This is a genomic window from Brevundimonas sp. AVps31, assembly GCF_058681355.1.
On sequence record NZ_CM178736.1, the window covers coordinates 507,608 to 524,481 of the forward strand.

General features: G+C 68.0%; 20 protein-coding genes. 12 read left to right on the top strand and 8 right to left on the bottom strand.

The features are described 5' to 3' along the window. Nucleotide 1: 1 nt before the first annotated feature. Nucleotides 2-793 (bottom strand): hypothetical protein, encoded by a 792-nt coding sequence (locus tag ACW174_RS02460; protein ID WP_492016110.1) that lies wholly within the window; start codon nucleotides 791-793, stop codon nucleotides 2-4. A 157-nt stretch (nucleotides 794-950) separates the two neighbouring features. Between ACW174_RS02460 and ACW174_RS02465 the strand changes: the two genes are divergently transcribed. From ACW174_RS02465 to ACW174_RS02485, 5 genes are all read left to right on the top strand, one after another. Further along, complete coding sequence (locus ACW174_RS02465) at nucleotides 951-1,646, top strand: HAD family hydrolase (RefSeq protein ID WP_492016111.1); 696 nt, start codon at nucleotides 951-953, stop codon at nucleotides 1,644-1,646. A 154-nt stretch (nucleotides 1,647-1,800) separates the two neighbouring features. Then, the gene (locus ACW174_RS02470; protein ID WP_492016112.1) at nucleotides 1,801-2,115 is read left to right on the top strand and encodes a hypothetical protein; all 315 of its coding nucleotides are present in this window, start codon (nucleotides 1,801-1,803) and stop codon (nucleotides 2,113-2,115) included. 25 nt (nucleotides 2,116-2,140) lie between these two features. Continuing rightward, nucleotides 2,141-5,440, top strand: a complete 3,300-nt coding sequence (gene carB, locus ACW174_RS02475; protein WP_492016113.1) for a carbamoyl-phosphate synthase large subunit — start codon at nucleotides 2,141-2,143, stop codon at nucleotides 5,438-5,440. Between the two features lie 2 nt (nucleotides 5,441-5,442). Continuing rightward, the gene (locus ACW174_RS02480) at nucleotides 5,443-6,732 is read left to right on the top strand and encodes a glycosyltransferase (RefSeq protein WP_492016114.1); all 1,290 of its coding nucleotides are present in this window, start codon (nucleotides 5,443-5,445) and stop codon (nucleotides 6,730-6,732) included. Beyond that, nucleotides 6,729-7,001, top strand: a complete 273-nt coding sequence (locus ACW174_RS02485; RefSeq protein WP_492016115.1) for a DUF1294 domain-containing protein — start codon at nucleotides 6,729-6,731, stop codon at nucleotides 6,999-7,001. Before ACW174_RS02480 ends, ACW174_RS02485 begins: the two co-directional genes overlap by 4 nt. Nucleotides 7,002-7,005: 4 nt before the next feature. Here ACW174_RS02485 and ACW174_RS02490 read toward each other — a convergent pair whose 3' ends face one another. Together ACW174_RS02490 and ACW174_RS02495 are read right to left on the bottom strand one after the other, a co-directional pair. Continuing rightward, entirely contained in the window at nucleotides 7,006-7,200 is a 195-nt protein-coding gene (locus ACW174_RS02490; RefSeq protein WP_492016116.1) for a hypothetical protein, read from the bottom strand. A 9-nt stretch (nucleotides 7,201-7,209) separates the two neighbouring features. Further along, nucleotides 7,210-8,499: a dicarboxylate/amino acid:cation symporter gene (locus ACW174_RS02495; protein ID WP_492016117.1), complete on the bottom strand. Its 1,290-nt coding sequence runs from the start codon at nucleotides 8,497-8,499 to the stop codon at nucleotides 7,210-7,212. 142 nt (nucleotides 8,500-8,641) lie between these two features. Between ACW174_RS02495 and ACW174_RS02500 the strand changes: the two genes are divergently transcribed. From ACW174_RS02500 to ACW174_RS02525, 6 genes are all read left to right on the top strand, one after another. Next, a complete protein-coding gene (locus tag ACW174_RS02500) occupies nucleotides 8,642-9,169 on the top strand; it encodes a hypothetical protein (protein ID WP_492016118.1) in 528 nt (175 codons plus the stop codon). A 43-nt stretch (nucleotides 9,170-9,212) separates the two neighbouring features. Next, nucleotides 9,213-9,416, top strand: a complete 204-nt coding sequence (locus tag ACW174_RS02505) for a cysteine protease (RefSeq protein ID WP_492016119.1) — start codon at nucleotides 9,213-9,215, stop codon at nucleotides 9,414-9,416. Nucleotides 9,417-9,478: 62 nt separating this feature from the next. Next, on the top strand, nucleotides 9,479-10,144 hold the full coding sequence (locus tag ACW174_RS02510) for a glutathione S-transferase (RefSeq protein ID WP_492016120.1): 666 nt from the start codon (nucleotides 9,479-9,481) through the stop codon (nucleotides 10,142-10,144). A gap of 71 nt (nucleotides 10,145-10,215) precedes the next feature. Next, the gene (locus ACW174_RS02515) at nucleotides 10,216-10,416 is read left to right on the top strand and encodes a hypothetical protein (RefSeq protein WP_492016121.1); all 201 of its coding nucleotides are present in this window, start codon (nucleotides 10,216-10,218) and stop codon (nucleotides 10,414-10,416) included. Between the two features lie 104 nt (nucleotides 10,417-10,520). Beyond that, on the top strand, nucleotides 10,521-10,994 hold the full coding sequence (gene greA, locus ACW174_RS02520) for a transcription elongation factor GreA (RefSeq protein WP_492016122.1): 474 nt from the start codon (nucleotides 10,521-10,523) through the stop codon (nucleotides 10,992-10,994). Continuing rightward, on the top strand, nucleotides 10,985-11,980 hold the full coding sequence (locus ACW174_RS02525) for a mitochondrial fission ELM1 family protein (RefSeq protein WP_492016123.1): 996 nt from the start codon (nucleotides 10,985-10,987) through the stop codon (nucleotides 11,978-11,980). The genes greA and ACW174_RS02525 overlap by 10 nt, the downstream gene beginning before the upstream one ends. Here the strand turns inward: ACW174_RS02525 and ACW174_RS02530 are convergent. Continuing rightward, nucleotides 11,977-12,270: a glycine zipper domain-containing protein gene (locus ACW174_RS02530; protein WP_492016124.1), complete on the bottom strand. Its 294-nt coding sequence runs from the start codon at nucleotides 12,268-12,270 to the stop codon at nucleotides 11,977-11,979. The genes ACW174_RS02525 and ACW174_RS02530 overlap by 4 nt on opposite strands. A 69-nt stretch (nucleotides 12,271-12,339) precedes the next feature. Here ACW174_RS02530 and trxB point away from each other — a divergent pair, with 69 nt between their 5' ends. Beyond that, the gene (trxB, locus tag ACW174_RS02535) at nucleotides 12,340-13,350 is read left to right on the top strand and encodes a thioredoxin-disulfide reductase (protein ID WP_492016125.1); all 1,011 of its coding nucleotides are present in this window, start codon (nucleotides 12,340-12,342) and stop codon (nucleotides 13,348-13,350) included. 21 nt (nucleotides 13,351-13,371) lie between these two features. On the opposite strand, the gene ACW174_RS02540 is transcribed toward trxB, so the two are convergent. The 4 genes from ACW174_RS02540 to ACW174_RS02555 all read right to left on the bottom strand — a co-directional run bounded on the left by ACW174_RS02540 (nucleotide 13,372) and on the right by ACW174_RS02555 (nucleotide 16,860). Further along, nucleotides 13,372-13,542 (bottom strand): hypothetical protein, encoded by a 171-nt coding sequence (locus tag ACW174_RS02540; protein WP_492016126.1) that lies wholly within the window; start codon nucleotides 13,540-13,542, stop codon nucleotides 13,372-13,374. Between the two features lie 15 nt (nucleotides 13,543-13,557). Next, on the bottom strand, nucleotides 13,558-13,965 hold the full coding sequence (locus ACW174_RS02545; RefSeq protein WP_492016127.1) for a response regulator: 408 nt from the start codon (nucleotides 13,963-13,965) through the stop codon (nucleotides 13,558-13,560). A gap of 96 nt (nucleotides 13,966-14,061) precedes the next feature. Further along, entirely contained in the window at nucleotides 14,062-15,582 is a 1,521-nt protein-coding gene (locus ACW174_RS02550; RefSeq protein ID WP_492016128.1) for a sensor histidine kinase, read from the bottom strand. Between the two features lie 108 nt (nucleotides 15,583-15,690). Further along, nucleotides 15,691-16,860, bottom strand: a complete 1,170-nt coding sequence (locus ACW174_RS02555) for a cell wall hydrolase (protein ID WP_492016129.1) — start codon at nucleotides 16,858-16,860, stop codon at nucleotides 15,691-15,693. Nucleotides 16,861-16,874 lie beyond the last annotated feature (14 nt).

The window sequence follows — 16,874 nt, forward strand, 5'->3', positions numbered from 1 at the left end:
GTCACAACATGACGGCGCCCATGTCGGCGAAAACCGCGTGGGTGGCGCCGGCATGATGGGCGGCCAGACCCCGGTCGGGACGCAGGTTCAACAACATCACCTGCCCGCAAACCTGACGACTGAGCTCGATCAACTGCGCTGCCTGCGCCCAGTCGCGCGCGTTCTCATGACTGACGCCCGCGAAATCCAGCGACAGGCAGCGTGCGGTCGCGCCGGCCAGCCGCCGCACGGCCTCGATGTCCGGCGACACATGCAGGATCGCGCCCTGCGTCTCGGTCTGGAAATGGCTGATCGCCGATTGCACGGCCTCCGGCGGCGCCTGTTCCACGCCGCCCATCACCTCGACCAGCAAGGTGCCGCCGCGGTCATGCTGCATCTCGGCGCACAGCAGGGCGAACCGGCCACGGCTCGTCGCCACAGTGCGCCAGAAAACCGGCAGAACACCGCTGTCGTTCGAGCCGAGCCGCAACATGTCCAGCCCCTGGTGCAGGGTCTGCAGGTCGATGCGTTGCAGGTCGACCGGCTCCAGCATGCGTCGGCCCAGCCCCATCAGGGCGCGTTCGCCGCCCTGATGCCGGATGGTCCGGCGGATCCGCCGGCTGACCGGGACGGACCGGGCGAGGTCGAACACCGGCTGCGCGGACAGCGTCACCGACAACTCCCGCTTCGCGCGGGTTGTCAGGGAGAAGGTCAGGCTTTCGTAAGGCGTCGCATAGGCGCGCCGTTCGGGCGGTGGCCGGATCGCCTCCGGCTGATCGTCAGGCGGACTTCGCCCCGTTGGATTCCCTGTCATGGCCGGCTTCCTTGTGCGCGGCCCCCCGAAATTGTCAGCCTCGACACTGCGCCCGGTTCACGAAGATAACCCTGACAAACATGGTCACGATCGCATTGATGATGAATGGTCTGTCCCCGGCTCGACGGGCGCGGAAAATCCGGTAAGGGAGCGCGGCATGAGCATCACCACCATCGGCCTCGATGCCGACGACACCCTCTGGCACAACGAGACCCTCTTCCGGCTGACCCATGCGCGGTTCGTCGAACTCCTCGCCGAGCACGGCGACGAGGCCGTGATCGAGGCGCGGCTGGCCGACACCGAGAAGCGCAACCTGCGGCTCTACGGATACGGGGTTAAGGGGTTTACCCTGTCGATGATCGAGACCGCCATGGAACTGACCGGCGGCGAGGCCCCGGCCAGCGTGGTCCGCGAGATTCTGGCGGCGGGCCGAGAGATGCTGGCCCATCCGGTCGAGACCCTGCCCGGCGTCGACGAAGCGCTGGCCGCCCTGTCCGAACAGTACCGACTGGTCCTGATCACCAAGGGCGACCTGATGGATCAGGAACGCAAGGTCGCGGCTTCGGGCCTGGGCGACCTGTTTGCGGCGGTCGAGATCGTCTCCGAGAAGGATCGCGGCACCTATGACCGGGTCTTCGCCCGCCATGGCACCGGGGCCGAGGAAGCGGTCATGGCCGGCAACTCCATGAAGTCGGACGTCCTGCCCGCGCTGGAGGCCGGCGCCTTCGCCGTCCACATCCCTTACGCCATCACCTGGGCCCACGAGTTGGCCGACGCGCCGGAGGAACACGCGCGCTACGGCGCTCTGGAAACCATCAGCGAACTGCCCGCATGGATTGACGAGCGGCGCTGACCCCGGACGGGCGGTCAAAGCTTCGCCGTCGCGCTTTTCGCCTTGTCCCCGGGGACGCGCATCTTTAGACGGGCCGCTTAACCGACAACCCGAACGGAACCGCGCCGGCAGCCGCCCGCGCCGGGTTCTCGCGCGCAAGGAGCCTCCCCCGCCCGTGTCCGCTTCCGACGCCAGCCATGACGAACGCGACGCCGCTGTGCGCGCGGCCCTGGCGGCCCAGGGCGATAATGGCGTCACGCCCCGCCACACCCTGTTCTACTTCTACGGCGAGGGCGATCACGACGACCTGAACGAGGTGGCGCGGCGCGCCGGCTTCGTGACGCGGGGGCAGGACGACATGACCATTCTGGAAACGACGATCCCGGTGGACGAAGCCTCGTTCGCGCCCGTTTCCTCGATGATGCAATCCTGGGCCGCGGCCTTCCAGCTCGACTACGACGGCTGGGAGTGCGCGGTCGTGACGAACTGACGATCAAGAAGAAGAGCCTCAGGCCATGCCCAAGCGCACAGACATCAAGTCCATCCTGATCATTGGGGCCGGCCCCATTGTCATCGGTCAGGCGTGCGAGTTCGACTACTCCGGCGTGCAGGCGTGCAAGGCGCTGAAGGCCGAGGGTTACAGGGTGATCCTGGTCAACTCCAACCCGGCCACGATCATGACCGATCCGGAGGTGGCCGACGCCACCTATATCGAGCCGATCACGCCGGAGATCGTCGAGAAGATCATCGCCAAGGAGAAGCCGGACGCGCTGCTGCCGACCATGGGCGGGCAGACGGCGCTGAACACGGCGCTGGCGCTGGAGGCCTCGGGCGCGCTCAAGAAATACGGCGTTGAGATGATCGGGGCCAAGGCCGACGTCATCGACAAGGCCGAGGATCGGCAGAAATTCCGCGACGCCATGGACAAACTGGGTCTCGAAAGCCCGCGCTCCAAGGCCGCCCACTCGATGGAGGAGGCGCTGGAGGGGCTGGAGTTCGTCGGCCTGCCCGCCGTCATCCGTCCCTCGTTCACCCTGGCCGGCACCGGCGGCGGCATCGCCTTCAACCGCGAGGAGTTCGAGGAGATCGTCCTGCGCGGCCTCGACCTGTCGCCGACGACCGAGGTCCTGATCGAGGAAAGCGTCCTCGGCTGGAAGGAATACGAGATGGAGGTCGTCCGCGACACGGCGGACAACTGCATCATCATCTGCTCGATCGAGAACATCGACCCGATGGGCGTCCACACGGGCGACAGCATCACCGTCGCCCCCGCCCTGACGCTGACCGACAAGGAATATCAGCGGATGCGGACCGGCTCGATCAACGTCCTGCGCGAGATCGGGGTCGAGACCGGCGGATCGAACGTCCAGTGGGCGATCAACCCGGCGGACGGCCGCATGGTCGTGATCGAGATGAACCCGCGCGTGTCGCGCAGCTCCGCCCTGGCGTCGAAGGCCACCGGCTTCCCGATCGCCAAGGTCGCCGCCCGTCTGGCTGTCGGCTACACCCTGGACGAACTGCAGAACGACATCACCCAGGTCACGCCCGCCTCGTTCGAGCCGAGCATCGACTATGTCGTGACCAAGATCCCGCGCTTCGCCTTCGAGAAATACCCCGGCTCGGAGCCCCTGCTGGGCACCTCGATGAAGTCGGTGGGCGAGGTTATGGCCATCGGCCGGACCTTCCAGGAATCGATGCAGAAGGCCCTGCGCGGCCTCGAGACCGGCCTGACCGGCTTCAATGAAATCGAGATCGAAGGCGTCTCGGACGTCGAGGATGACGCCTCGGCCCGCGCCGCCGTCATCCGCGCCCTGGGCCAGCCGACGCCGGACCGCATTCTGGTTATCGCCCAGGCCTTCCGCCACGGCCTGAGCGTGGAAGAGGTCAACGCCGCCTGTTCGTACGAGCCGTGGTTCCTGCGCCAGATCGCCGACATCGTCCGCACCGAGGGCCACGTGATCGTGCAGGGGCTGCCGACGACCGCCAATGACTTCCGCAAGCTGAAGTCCAAAGGCTTCTCGGACGCCCGTCTCGCCCAGCTGACCGGCTCGACCGAGAAGGCCGTCCGCGCCGCCCGTCGCGCGCTGAACGTCCGCCCCGTCTTCAAGCGCATCGACACCTGCGCCGCAGAGTTCGCCAGCGCCACCGCCTATATGTATTCGACCTATGAGACCGGCGCCCTGGGCCAGACCCCGCAGTGCGAGGCCGAGCCCTCGGACCGGAAGAAGGCCATCATTCTCGGCGGCGGACCCAACCGGATCGGTCAGGGGATCGAGTTCGATTACTGCTGCTGCCACGCGGCGTTCGCCTTCGCCGACATCGGCGTCGAGTCGATCATGGTCAACTGCAACCCCGAGACCGTGTCGACCGACTACGACACCTCCGACCGCCTGTATTTCGAGCCGCTGACGGCCGAGGACGTGCTGGAGCTGATCGACGTCGAGCGGTCGAAGGGCGACCTGATCGGCGTGGTCGTGCAGTTCGGTGGCCAGACCCCGCTGAAGCTGGCCCACGCGCTGCAGGAGGACGGCGTGCCGATCCTGGGCACCACGGTCGACTCGATCGACCTGGCCGAGGACCGCGAACGCTTCCAGGTCATGCTGACCGACATCGGCCTGCGCCAGCCGCCCAACGGCCTGGCGCGCAGCGCCGAGGAAGCTGCGCAGAAGGCGGAGGAAGTCGGCTACCCCGTCGTCCTGCGTCCCTCCTATGTGCTGGGCGGCCGCGGCATGATGATCGTTCACGACCGCGAGCAGTTGGACCGCTATGTCCACGAAGCCATGCGCGTATCGGGCGACGACCCCGTCCTGATCGACCACTATCTGAACCGCGCCACCGAGGTGGATGTGGACGCCCTGTGCGATGACGAGACCGTCTTCGTCGCCGGCGTGCTGGAGCATATCGAGGAAGCCGGCGTCCACTCGGGCGACAGCGCCTGTTCGATGCCCCCCTACTCCTTGTCGGCCGAAATTGTCGCCGAACTGAAGCGCCAGACGGAAGCCATGGCCCGGGCCCTGAAGGTGCGCGGCCTGATGAACGTACAGTTCGCCATCGAGGAGCCGCATAGCGACAACCCGCGTATCTTCGTGCTGGAAGTGAACCCCCGCGCCAGCCGCACCGTGCCCTTCGTGGCCAAGACCATCGGCGAACCCGTCGCGTCTATCGCCGCCAAGGTGATGGCGGGCGTGCCGCTGAAGTCCTTCGGCCTGGCCGACAAGTCGTACGACCACATCGCGGTCAAGGAGGCGGTCTTCCCGTTCGCCCGCTTCGCCGGGGTCGACATCATCCTCGGGCCGGAAATGCGTTCGACCGGCGAGGTCATGGGGCTGGACTGGAAGCGCGAGGGCGAGGCCGACATGGCCCCCGCTTTCGCCCGCGCCTTCGCCAAGTCGCAACTGGGCGGCGGGACCGTCCTGCCCACCGAAGGCTGCGCCTTCATCTCGGTGAAGGATGAGGACAAGCCGTTCATCCTGGACGCCGCCCGAACCCTGCTGGACGAAGGCTTCACCCTGATCGCCACGGAGGGCACCCACACCTATCTGACCGGCGAAGGCCTTGAGGTCGGGCTGGTCAAGAAGGTGCTGGAAGGCCGTCCGCACATCGTCGACGCGATGAAGAACGGCGAGGTCCAGCTGGTGTTCAACACTACCTCGGGCAAGCAGTCACTGCAGGACAGCTTCAGCCTTCGCCGCACCGCCCTGATGATGAAGATGCCCTACTACACGACCGCCGCGGGGGCGCTGGCCGCCGCCCAGGCGATCGGGGCGATCAAGGCGGGCGAACTGGATGTGCGCCCGATCCAGGACTACGGCTGATCATGGACGCCGGTCGCATCATTCTGGCGACCGGCGGCTCCCTCGGCGACCTGCATCCCTCCATCGCCCTTGGGCGTGCGCTGCAGGCGCGCGGGTTCAACGCGGGCATCGCCACCGCGGTCGACTATCGCGACAAGATCGAGGCCGCAGGCCTGACCTTCCATGAGGTCGGGCCCAGCGTCGAACAGCTCCAGCGCGACACCGGGCTGGATCTCGCCGGCCTGACCGGCGCCATCGCGGGGTCTGATCGCTTCCTGTTCGGGAAAATCCTGCTGCCCTACGCCGGGGACGCGGCGCGCCAGCTGATCTCCGTCAGCGAGGGCGCGGCCGCCGTGGTCGGATCGACCCTGGCCATCGGGGCGATGATGGCGGCCGAGGTCCACGGCATTCCCGGCGTGGCGGTGTCGCTGCAGCCGACCATGGTCTTCTCCCGCTACGATCCGCCCCTCCTGCCCGCCGCCCCGTGGCTGAAGCCAGCGACGCGCGGGCCGCAGCTGTGGCTCAACGACCTGACCCGCGCGCTGGGCCGCATCAGCACGGCGCGCTGGACCGGGCCGATGAACGCCGTCCGCGCCTCGGTCGGCCTGCCGCCGACGACGGACAACATCATCTTCGACGCGGGCCGGTCGGCGGATCTGTCCCTGGGCCTGTATTCGCACGTGCTGAGCCCGCGCCAGCCGGACGCCGCCCCGAATTTCCACGTCGTCGGCTACGCTGCCTGGGATAGCGAGACCGGCGGACCGCCCGTCCTGTCGCCCGAACTGGAGGCCTTCCTGAACGCAGGCGCGCCGCCGCTGGTCTTCACCCTGGGCAGTGCGGCGGTGCACATCCCCGGCGACTTCTACGTCGAGAGCCTGCAGGCCGCCCGTCGCCTGAGCCGCCGGGCCGTGCTGCTGGTCGGCCCCGACGGCGATCTGTCCGTCGGAGCCGGCGATCCCGACATCCATGTCGCCGCCTACGCCCCCTTTTCCCTGCTGTTCCCGCGCGCGGCGGCGATCGTGCATCAGGGCGGCGTCGGCACCACCCATCAGGCCCTGCGCGCCGGCCGGCCCCAGCTGGTCGTGCCCCATCTGGGCGACCAGTATGACAACGCCGCGCGGGTCGTGCGGCTGGGCTGCGCGGCGACGCTGGCGCGAACGGCCTACCGCGCCGACCGCGTGGCGCGCAGCCTCGGGACCCTGCTCGAAGATCCCGCCGTCGTGGCCCGCGCCCAAGCGCTGGCGGGACCCGCCCGTGCCGAGGACGGCGCCGAGACGGCGGCGGACCTGATCGCCGCCCTGATCGGGCGATGATCTGGGCCCTGCTGATCGGGCTGGCCGGGCTGGAGGGCTTCGCCTTCGCCCTGTTCGCGCACGACAAGGCGGCCGCGCGCGAACACGGGCGCCGTATCCCCGAACGCACCCTGTTATGGGCGGCGCTCTGGGGCGGGCTCGGGGCGTGGCTGGCGTGCGAAATCCTGCGCCACAAGACGCGAAAGCAGCCGTTCCGGGCGTGGCTGACGCTGACGGTGGCAGCACACCTGCTGGCGATCGGCGTCGGGGTCTGGGCCGCGGTGAGATGAGGGGTCAGCTGTCGCCGTCGGCGTCTCTCTTTTCCTGTCGCGCGACGAGGGCGTCGACGATGAACGAGATCACGGTAATCACCAGAAAGCCCGCGACAAGCAGGTTTGCGTCGAGGCTGACCAGCTTGAAAAGCCACAGGAAGGCGAGGGCCGCGTAGGCGAAGCAGGCGACGCCGAAGACTCGTCTGAACGTATTCATCTCGTCGTCCTAGATCCCCGCCCCCGGCTCCGGGTCCAGATCGGCGTCGCGCCCCTCCACGATCCGCGCCGCCGCCAGGTCGGCGGTGACGTTGCCGATGGTGCGGAAGATATCCGGGATGACCTCGACCGCCAGCAGCAGGGGCAGGACCTGCACCGGGACGCCCATGGCGAGACAGATGGGGGCGATGGAGACAAAGAAGCTGACCTGACCCGGCAGGCCCACAGTCCCGACCGACACCGCCAGCGCCGTCAGCCCGCCCGCGATCCACAGCGCCGGCCCTAGAGTGATGCCGTGCAGGTGGGCGACGTAGATGACCACGGCCAGGTTGGCGACCGGGCTGGTGATGCGGAACACCGCCACCGCCAGCGGCAGGACCAGACCCGCCGTGGCGGTGGAGACGCCCAGGGCGGTGCGCGCCTGCTCGACCATGGCCGGAAGGCTGGCCAGCGAGGACTGGGTCGAGAAGGCGACCACCTGGGCCGGGGCCACGCCGCGTGCGAACCGGCTGAGGCCGATGCGGCCGAACGGCACGGCCACCACATAGATCAGAACGATCAGCCCGACCTGGGCCAGCACCACCAGGGCGACGTAGTGGCCCAGTACGCCCAGTGCGCCGAGGCCGGCGTTCAGCCCCACGCCCATCGACAGGGCGAAAACCCCGACGGGCGCGGCCAGAAGCACCCAGTGGACGATGACGATCATCGTCTCTGACACCGCCTCGAAGAAGGTCACCAAAGGCGCGCGCAGGCGGGCGCTGAGGCGGGTGGTGGCGAAACCGAAGGCGACCGCGAAGACCACGATGCCGAGGATGGCGTCCTCGGCCGCCGCGCGCACGGCATTGGGCGGGGCGAGGCTGGTCAGGAAGGCGGGCAGGCCGCCGCCATGGGCGTTGCTGATGACGGTCGAGGCGTCAGGGGCGCTGGACAGCAGGATGCGCGCGCCCTCGGGGCTGATGGGCCACAGCATATGCAGGCCCTCCGACGCGAGGAAGGCATAGACCACCGCCCCCAAGAGCAGCAGGCCGAAGACCAGGAGCGCTTTCAGCGCCAGCCGCCCGGTCGAGGCCGCATCGGCGATGGAGGCGATGCCGGTCACCAGCAGGCTGAACACCAGCGGGATGATGGTCATCTTCAGGGCGTTGAGCCACAGCGTTCCGATGGCGCTGATGAGAGTGGCCGTCCCCTCGCCGCCCGGCAGGCCCCAGGCCTGGGCCGCCGCCCCCGCGAACAGGCCGGCCAGCAGGGCGAGCATGACCCACAGGCTGAGGGATTTCAGGGCGGAACGGAGACGGGTCATGGCCATGCGGCGAAGCTAGGCAAGGACGCGGGGGGACGCCATCGGAATCGACGCCGCCGCCCGGCTTCGAAGCTTGCCGATCCTTAACTCGACGGCGGCGCCCCGGCCCGTCACCTTGGCCGCTCCTTGGGGGAGCAGTTTCATGCGGACGAAAACCGGGCCGGGTTTCTACCTGATGCTGGCGGCGATCATGGTCGCCACCTTCGTCATCCACGAGGCCGGGCACTGGCTGGCGGCGGTCGCCCTCGGTCATGACGCCTATTACGGACTGAACGGCGCGGGCGCCCGGGGCGCGATACCGGCCTCGCACGCCGCCCTGATTTCCATCGCCGGGCCGGTCGTGACCGTGATCCAAGGCGTGGCCGCCTTCCTGATCGCACGCCGCAGGCCCGGCCTCACGGCCTTCGCGGTGCTGTGGTCCGCGGCCTTCATGCGGCTGGCGGCGGCGGGCCTGAGCCTGATCCTCCTGAACGACGAGGCCCGCGTCAGCGTCTTCCTCGGCTGGCCCGCCTTCGTCCTGCCAGTTCTGGTCGCCGGCGGACTGATCGCCCTGACCGTCATGATCGGCGCGCGACTCCGGCTGTCGTGGAAGGCCTGGGTCATGAGCTGGCTGGTCGGCTCGGCAGCGGTATCCGCGGTCGTGTATCTGGATATGGCGCTGAAGGGCTGAACGGTCGGGCCGCACGGGCGTTGAAGGGAAAAGGAGAACTTTCATGCGCCTTCCCCCCATCGCCACGGCCCTCGGCGGTCTTCTGCTCAGCAAGGGCGGACGCCGGATGGCCGGACGTCACGCGGGCAAGCTGGCGCTGGCGACGCTGGCGCTGCAGCTGTGGCAGAGCCGTCGCGCCAATGCAGCCCAGCCCGCCTCGCGCGCCGCGAAACCGACGCGGGCCCGATGGAGCGGCCGCCAGCCCTGATTTCGCTGGACCGACGCCACGTCAACATCGCTTAGTGCGGTCCGCTGACGGGAGCCACGCACATGATCATCGTCCACCACCTGAACGATTCGCGGTCGCAGCGCGTGCTGTGGCTGCTGGAGGAGCTGGGCGTCGACTATGAGGTCAAGCGGTACGAGCGGGACGCGAAGACGCGTCTGGCCCCGCCGGAGTTGCGGGCCATTCACCCGCTGGGCAAGTCGCCGGTGATCCAGCATGGCGACGTGATCGTGGCCGAGACCGGGGCTATCGTTGAATACCTGCTGGAGACCTTCCCCGAGTCCGGCCTGAAACCCTCGCCCGGAACGCCCGAAGCGCGGCGCTATACCTATTGGCTGCACTATGCCGAAGGGTCGGCGATGACGCCTCTGCTGCTGAAGCTGATCTTCGGCGTCATCCCGCAGCGCTCGCCCCTGCTGATCCGCCCCATCGCCCGCGGCATCTCGAAAAAGGTCGGCGCCGCCATGATCGATCCCCAGATCGCCAGCCATCTCGCCTACTGGGAAGGTGAGCTGACGAGGAGCGAGTGGTTCGCCGGCGACCGCTTCACCGCCGCCGACATCATGATGAGCTTCCCGCTGGAGGCCGCAGGGTCGCGCGCGCCGTACGGGCCGAAGATGCCGAGGACCAAGGCGTTCCTGGAGCGGATCCATGCCCGGCCCGAATATCAGCGGGCCCTTCAGCGCGGCGGACCCTACGCCTACGCGTGACGCGATAGACACAGGCGCGCGAGGACCGTCTGAACGGGGAAACCCGGAGCGGTCGGGGGCGTTAACATTTTATGCGCCTGAAGACTGTCCAGATCGTCGCCGCCCTGACCGCGGCAATCGCCTTCGTCCTCGCCTTCATCGCGGCGGGCGTTCTGCTCTTGTCCGGCCTGTTCATGGCATTGGGCCTGGCGGCTGTGGCCTGGCTGGCCTGGAGCCTGATCCGGCAGGTCCGGATTCACACGCGCAAAACTGCGAGCGTGACGCGCCCTTGAACCTTTGGGCGTGGCGCCCTACCCTCTTTGGCCGGTCGCGTGCGCCCAGCGACCTCTGTGCCGAGTAGTCTTTTAGTCGGGCGAAGCAAGAAAACTCACGACATATGGAAAAAGTGCCGATGACGGCCGAGGGCTACCGTGTCCTCGACGATCAGCTGAAGCAATTGAAGCAGGTCGAAAGACCGAGCGTCATCGCGGCCATTTCGGAGGCTCGCGAACACGGCGACCTGTCCGAAAACGCCGAGTATCACGCGGCCAAGGAGCGGCAGGGCTGGATCGAAGGCTCGATCGCCGACATCGAGGACAAACTGTCCCGTGCGCAGGTGATCGACGTCTCCAAACTGTCCGGAGCCCAGGTGAAGTTCGGCGCCACGGTCACCGTGGTCGACGAGGACACCGAGGAAGAGGGGCGCTACCAGATCGTCGGCGAACACGAAGCCGATGTGAAGCAGGGCAAGATCTCCATCGCCTCCCCGATCGCGCGCGCCATGATCTCGAAAGAGGTCGGTGATGTGGTCGAGGTCAACACGCCCGGCGGCGTGAAGGCGTATGAAATCCTCAAGGTCGAGTGGAAGTAGGCTCACAGCTGAAGCCGCTGACGATCCGCGTCGTTTCCGACGGGCGGATCGGGATGGAAAATCAGGCGCTGGGGTTGGCGGAAGCCCTCCAGCGCCTTTTGCCGTCTGAAATCACGGTCCACCGCGTGACATGGCGCAAGGCCTTCGACAAGCTCCCGTCAGCGCTGAAGGCCCCGTGGATGCTCGACCCGGCGTCGGACGATCCCTTCCCCGCGCCGGGCGAGCCCTGGCCCGATGTGTGGATCGCCACGGGCCGCGCCACCCTGCCGCTGTCGCTGACGGCCAAGCGGCGCTCGGGCGGAAAGACCTTGGTGGTCCAGACCCAGGATCCGCGCTGGCGCACCGGCGACTATGATCTCGTCGTCGCGCCCCGGCATGACGGGATCGAGGGGCCCAACGTACTGGCGATCACCGGCTCGCCCCATCGTATTTCCACTGAACGACTGCTCGAAGGCGCCCGGGTCTTCGCCGACCGGCTGGAGCCCTTGCCCCGTCCGCGTGTGGCGGTGCTGATCGGGGGAAAGTCGCGGGCGCATGACCTGCCCGAGGCCCCTGCCGCCGATCTGGCCGACCGGATCGCCCTGGCGGTGACGGCGGCGGGCGGCTCGCTGATGCTGACCTTCTCCCGGCGTACGCCCGAGGCGGCCCGGACAGCGATGACGGCGCGGCTGGCGCACCTGCCCGGCCTGATCTGGGACGGCCAGGGGCCGAACCCCTATTTCGCCTTCCTGCATCTGGCCGACCACATCCTGGTCACCGAGGACAGCGCCAACATGGCCGCCGAGGCCGCCTCGACCGGCAAGCCGGTGCACATCCTTCCGATGATCGCGACCAAGCCGGCCGACAAGTTCGCCCGTCTTCACGCCGACCTGCGCGATCGGGGCGCGGCGCGGCCATTCGACGGGACGCTGGACAGCTGGAGCTATGAGCCGTTGGCCGAGACGGAACGGGCGGCGCGGGATATTCTCAAGCGTATGAGGCGCTAGTCCCCGCCGCCGTCGCCGCCGCCATCAGACCCGCCATCCGAACCACCGTCATGGCCTTCGCGGGAACTGTCGGCCGGATAGACCGTCCCGTCTCCGGACCCGTCTTTCCTGCTCTTGCCGTTGGCCGCGTTTGACGCCCCCATCAGGGCCACGCCGAGGCCCGAGCCAATGGCGACGCCGAGGCTGAGCCAGAGCGCCAGATTGTCGGTGGCCACGCCGATGGCCGCCCCCATGGACACCCCCATGGCGACCCCGATCGGCAGGAAAGCCGCATTGTTGGTCTTCTTCATCCCCCACTCCCGTCGCTGCCGGGCCAGACTATCATTCCGAAATCCGGAATCAGCCCCTAAATAGGGGCCATGAGCACTCTCCGTACCGTCCGCGTCGCCATTATCGGGTCCGGCCCCGCCGGCTGGACCGCCGCCATCTATGCCGCGCGCGCCCTGCTGCAGCCGGTCGTGATCGCGGGGCTTCAGCCCGGCGGTCAACTGACCATCACCACCGACGTCGAGAACTATCCCGGCTTTTCGGACGTGATCCAGGGGCCGTGGCTGATGGAGCAGATGCAGAAGCAGGCCGAGCACGTCGGGACCGAGGTCATCCACGACATCGTCACCAAGGCCGACCTGTCCCAGCGCCCGTTCCGCCTGACGCTGGACAGCGGGATCGAGATGCTGGCCGAGACGGTGATCATCTCCACCGGAGCCCAGGCCAAATGGCTGGGTCTGGAGAGCGAGCAGAAATACCAGGGCTTCGGCGTCTCCGCCTGCGCCACCTGCGACGGCTTCTTCTATCGCGGCAAGGACGTCATCGTGGTCGGCGGCGGCAACACCGCTGTCGAGGAGGCGCTGTTCCTCACCAATTTCGCGTCGAAGGTCACGGTCGTGCACCGCCGCGATGAGTTCCGCGCCGAGCGCATCCTGCAGGACCGCCTGTTCTCGAACCCCAAGGTCGAGGTCGTCTGGGACAACGCCATCGACGAGATCCTGGGCGAGACCAACAGCTTCGGCGGCGTCAATGTGACCGGCGCGCGGGTGAAGAACGTCAACACGGGCGAGACCCGCGAGATCGCCGCCGACGGCGTCTTCATCGCCATCGGCCACGCCCCGTCGTCAGAGCTGTTCGCCGGTCAGTTGGAGACCAAACAGGGCGGCTACCTGGTCGTGAAGCCCGGCACGGCGGCGACCGCCATTGAAGGCGTCTGGGCCGCCGGCGACGTGACCGACGACATCTACCGCCAGGCGGTCACGGCGGCGGGCATGGGCTGTATGGCCGCGCTGGAGGCCGTGCGCTTTCTCGCCGAGGAAGATCACGCCAGGGCCAACCACCCGATCACGCACAAGGAAGCGGAGAAGATCGGGGTCTGGTGACCCCGATCCATCAAGGACGGCCTACCCCGCGCTGGCCTCCGTCAGCTCCGCCACATCCTCGGCAGACAGCTTCGACCCGGCCGCCTTCAGGATGTTCGCCAACTGCTCCAGCGAGGTCGCGCTTGCGATCGGGGCGGTGACGCCGTGGCGGGGAACCTTGAGTCTGGGGCCGGCCAGCCTGACCGCAACCACCGCCTCACGCCTTTGTCAGGCGAACAGTTGCAGTTCAGCCGGCGCCTGATCGACCGGTTCACCGCCGCGACGGCGCAGGGCGTAGTCGACAGCCTTTTGCACGGCGCGCTCATCCGTGGGCTTGGACAGGACGCCGACTGTTCCGGCCACGCCGTTGCGGACCATGCCCGGGTTGGCGGTCATGAAGAGGACGGTGACGCCCATCTGCTGGCCCAGTTCGCGGCCGAGTTCGATACCGGTGGGACCGTCCGACAGGTGGATGTCCACCAGCGCCAGATCGACCTCGGTCTCGCGCACCAGATTGCGCGCTGTTTTTGCGTCCGCCGCCGTGCCCACGACCTCATGTCCAAGATCTTCCAGCACGAAGCGCAACTCCATGGCGACGAGCGCTTCGTCTTCAATGATGAGGATTCGGGCAGTCATGGGAGGGGCAGTCGACGCTTTCAAAACTCCGTGTCTCGGAAAGACACGCCACGGGAACGCACGATAGCGATGCAGGTTTCACGCCAATGTCGCTAATCAGACACCCAATGCCGCCCGGCGTCTGGACAGGGCGGTGGCGGGAAGGTTTGCGACCACGCGCAAACCGCCGACGTCCCATTTCCGTTCCAGCCGACCGCCCAACTGTCCTTCCACGGACAAGGTGGCGAGCGACGACCCGAAGCCGCTATGCTGCGGGGGCCCGGCGACTGCGGGCCCGCCCGTCTCCTGCCAGGTCAGGACGAAGCGGTCGCCGTCGTTCACGGTGGTCACGTCGACCAGCCCGCCGACCGCTGACAGCGCCCCGTATTTGGCCGCGTTGGTGGCCAGTTCATGGAACAGCAGGGCGACGGACGTCGCGGCCTGATCGTCAAAGGTGGCGTCGTCGCCGGTGAGGCGGATACGCGCCCCACCCTTCTCGTCAGTGTAAGGCTTGAACAAATCCGACAGGAAGGCGTGCAGCGTCATCGTGCCCACGGTCGGGCGCGAGGTCTCGGTATGCGGTCGGACGAACTCGTGCGCGCGCGCCAGCGCGTTGATGCGGGTGCGGACCGCGGCCGCGAAGGCCTTGGCTTCCGGGAACTGCCTCGCCGACAGGGCGATCAGGGCCGAAACCACCGCGAAGATATTCTTGATCCGGTGACTGAGCTCCTGGCTGAGGAGCTCCTTGGACTGCTCCATTCGCTTGAGGTCGTCGATGTCCGTGCAGGTGCCGAACCATCGGGTGATTTCACCCGCCTCGTTGCGGATCGGCATGGCCCGGCCCAGCGTCCAGCGATAAACGCCCGAGCGGTGCCTCAGGCGATACTCGATCTCATAAGGCTCCCCGGTCTGGAGCGACTGCATCCAGCGGAGCCGCGCGGGCTCCTGATCGTCGGGGTGGAACATGTCGTTCCATCCCTCGCCGTCGGTCGAGCCGGCGGGGACGCCCGTGAACTCGTACCATCGGGCGTTATAGTAGTCGTGGAACCCGTCCGGGAGAGTGGACCAGACCATCTGCGGCATGGAGTCCGCGATTGCCCGGAACTTGGCTTCGCTTTCGGCCAGTTGGTCATCGACCTCGTGGCGATCGGTCCGCGCTCGTCCCAGCTCCATGAGGGTGACGACCTGGTGCGCCAACACGGTCAGGGCATCGGCTTGCAGGTCCGAGAGACCGTCAGGCCGTGGCCGACCGTCGATCACACACAGGGAGCCCAGCCGGTACCCGCTGGGGCTGACCAGAGGCGCGCCGGCATAGAAGCGGATGTGAGGCGCGCCGGTGACCAGCGCATTGTCTGAAAATCGGGGATCCAGCGTCGCGTCCGGCACCACCATAACGCCCTCGCCGCGCATGGCGTGGTCGCAGAAGGACAGGTCCCTGTGAGTCGAGGCAGCGTCCAGGCCCACACGAGCCTTGAACCACTGCTCATCCTCGGCGACCAGGCTGATCAGGGCGGTCGGGGTGTCGCAGAGGCGGGCCGCGAGCGCGACCAGTTCGTCGTAAGCGGACTCCGCGGGCGTATGCAGAATGCCGTAGGCGCGCAGGGCGGCGATGCGCTCGTGATCCGCCGCGCTGGTCATTCCGGTCCTGATATCTGGCACGCCGTGGCCTCAAGCGGCGCCGCGCGCCAGTCGTCCGACTTTAATGCGAAGCCGGAGGGGACGTTGCAACACCGGCGACGTCGATTTTCAGGAGCCCGGCCGCCCGACTTCCTCGACGGACATGGGGGTGACGCCGGGCGCCGGCGGGGCGGCCGGGGCCGCCGTCGGGGCCGGAGACTCAAAGGCGGCCAACCGCTGGTTGATCGCGGCGATGTCCTGCGTCGTGGCCTGACGGCGCCCGCCCAGCGAAGTCACCCCGACGACGCGGGTCTGGCCGTCGATCTCGACCGTGCGCGACACGGACTGACCGTTGGCGGCGGCCAGCGCCAGTGCGGCATCGGCGTCAGCCGCCGTGGTCACATCGGGCAGGCGGATGCGGGGACGCGAGAATCGCGCCTCGTCGATCAGGGGCTCACGTCCGGCATAGGCCTGACGGAAGGCCGACGGTTCGCCGTAAACGCCTTTCCAGCGATAGAAGATGTGCGCCCCGATCTGGGTCAGCTTGTTCAGCGTCGGCGCCCACCAGGGGTGGACGTAGTCGGCGTGATAGTGGGTCGCCGTGCCGACCTTGGTCGAGACGTAGCCGGCCAGGGCACGGTCGGCCACCTTGCGCGCCCGATCCCAGGCCCAGGCGACCGGTTGCTGCGACAGGGCGCCGTCGCAGGTGAAGCTGAACTGACAACCCGTCGTCCGCTCCGCACCCTGGAAGACGACACCGCAGACCGTGTTGGCGTAGTTGGGATCGCGGACCCGGTTCAGGATCACCTGGGCGACAGCTTCCTGCCCCTCGGTCGGCTCCAGCGCCGCTTCATAATAGATGGCCTGCGTCAGACAGCGCTGGGCCCGGCGACGGTCCTCGGCCGAGGCGGGCCGGAAGGCGAAGGGACGGGCCGGGCGCAACTGGCCTGCGACCGAGGGAGTCGAGGCGTTGAGGCGCAGGGCGTCCAGACCGGTCTCGCCGAAGTCCAGCGTCGGCTTGCCGGTCAGCGTCAGATTCTCCCAACCCGGCGTCAGGCCGTAAAAGGACGCCTGTCGCACCGAGGGATCGAAACGCTGGGCCAGCGCCAGTTCCGACGGCGTCATCCGCGCGGCGATGGCGGCCAGGCCCTTGTCGGACAGATCCCCTCCGGTCACCCGCCGCACCACGTCCACGCGCCGGTCGATCTCGGGTCGCGGCGTGGAGGACGCGGCCATGGCGACACCGAACACGGCCAGCACGACAGGCGCGGCGGCGGCCAGCCGGCGCGAGGTCTTCATAGCCGAGGTCAGGG

Coding starts and splice junctions, on each gene's coding strand:
- ACW174_RS02460 (WP_492016110.1), bottom strand. CDS start 793: ATGACAGGGAATCCAACGGGGCGAAGTCCGCCTGACGATCAGCCGGAG.
- ACW174_RS02465 (WP_492016111.1), top strand. CDS start 951: ATGAGCATCACCACCATCGGCCTCGATGCCGACGACACCCTCTGGCAC.
- carB (WP_492016113.1), top strand. CDS start 2,141: ATGCCCAAGCGCACAGACATCAAGTCCATCCTGATCATTGGGGCCGGC.
- ACW174_RS02480 (WP_492016114.1), top strand. CDS start 5,443: ATGGACGCCGGTCGCATCATTCTGGCGACCGGCGGCTCCCTCGGCGAC.
- ACW174_RS02485 (WP_492016115.1), top strand. CDS start 6,729: ATGATCTGGGCCCTGCTGATCGGGCTGGCCGGGCTGGAGGGCTTCGCC.
- ACW174_RS02490 (WP_492016116.1), bottom strand. CDS start 7,200: ATGAATACGTTCAGACGAGTCTTCGGCGTCGCCTGCTTCGCCTACGCG.
- ACW174_RS02495 (WP_492016117.1), bottom strand. CDS start 8,499: ATGACCCGTCTCCGTTCCGCCCTGAAATCCCTCAGCCTGTGGGTCATG.
- ACW174_RS02500 (WP_492016118.1), top strand. CDS start 8,642: ATGCGGACGAAAACCGGGCCGGGTTTCTACCTGATGCTGGCGGCGATC.
- ACW174_RS02505 (WP_492016119.1), top strand. CDS start 9,213: ATGCGCCTTCCCCCCATCGCCACGGCCCTCGGCGGTCTTCTGCTCAGC.
- ACW174_RS02510 (WP_492016120.1), top strand. CDS start 9,479: ATGATCATCGTCCACCACCTGAACGATTCGCGGTCGCAGCGCGTGCTG.
- ACW174_RS02515 (WP_492016121.1), top strand. CDS start 10,216: ATGCGCCTGAAGACTGTCCAGATCGTCGCCGCCCTGACCGCGGCAATC.
- greA (WP_492016122.1), top strand. CDS start 10,521: ATGGAAAAAGTGCCGATGACGGCCGAGGGCTACCGTGTCCTCGACGAT.
- ACW174_RS02530 (WP_492016124.1), bottom strand. CDS start 12,270: ATGAAGAAGACCAACAATGCGGCTTTCCTGCCGATCGGGGTCGCCATG.
- trxB (WP_492016125.1), top strand. CDS start 12,340: ATGAGCACTCTCCGTACCGTCCGCGTCGCCATTATCGGGTCCGGCCCC.
- ACW174_RS02545 (WP_492016127.1), bottom strand. CDS start 13,965: ATGACTGCCCGAATCCTCATCATTGAAGACGAAGCGCTCGTCGCCATG.
- ACW174_RS02550 (WP_492016128.1), bottom strand. CDS start 15,582: ATGACCAGCGCGGCGGATCACGAGCGCATCGCCGCCCTGCGCGCCTAC.
- ACW174_RS02555 (WP_492016129.1), bottom strand. CDS start 16,860: ATGAAGACCTCGCGCCGGCTGGCCGCCGCCGCGCCTGTCGTGCTGGCC.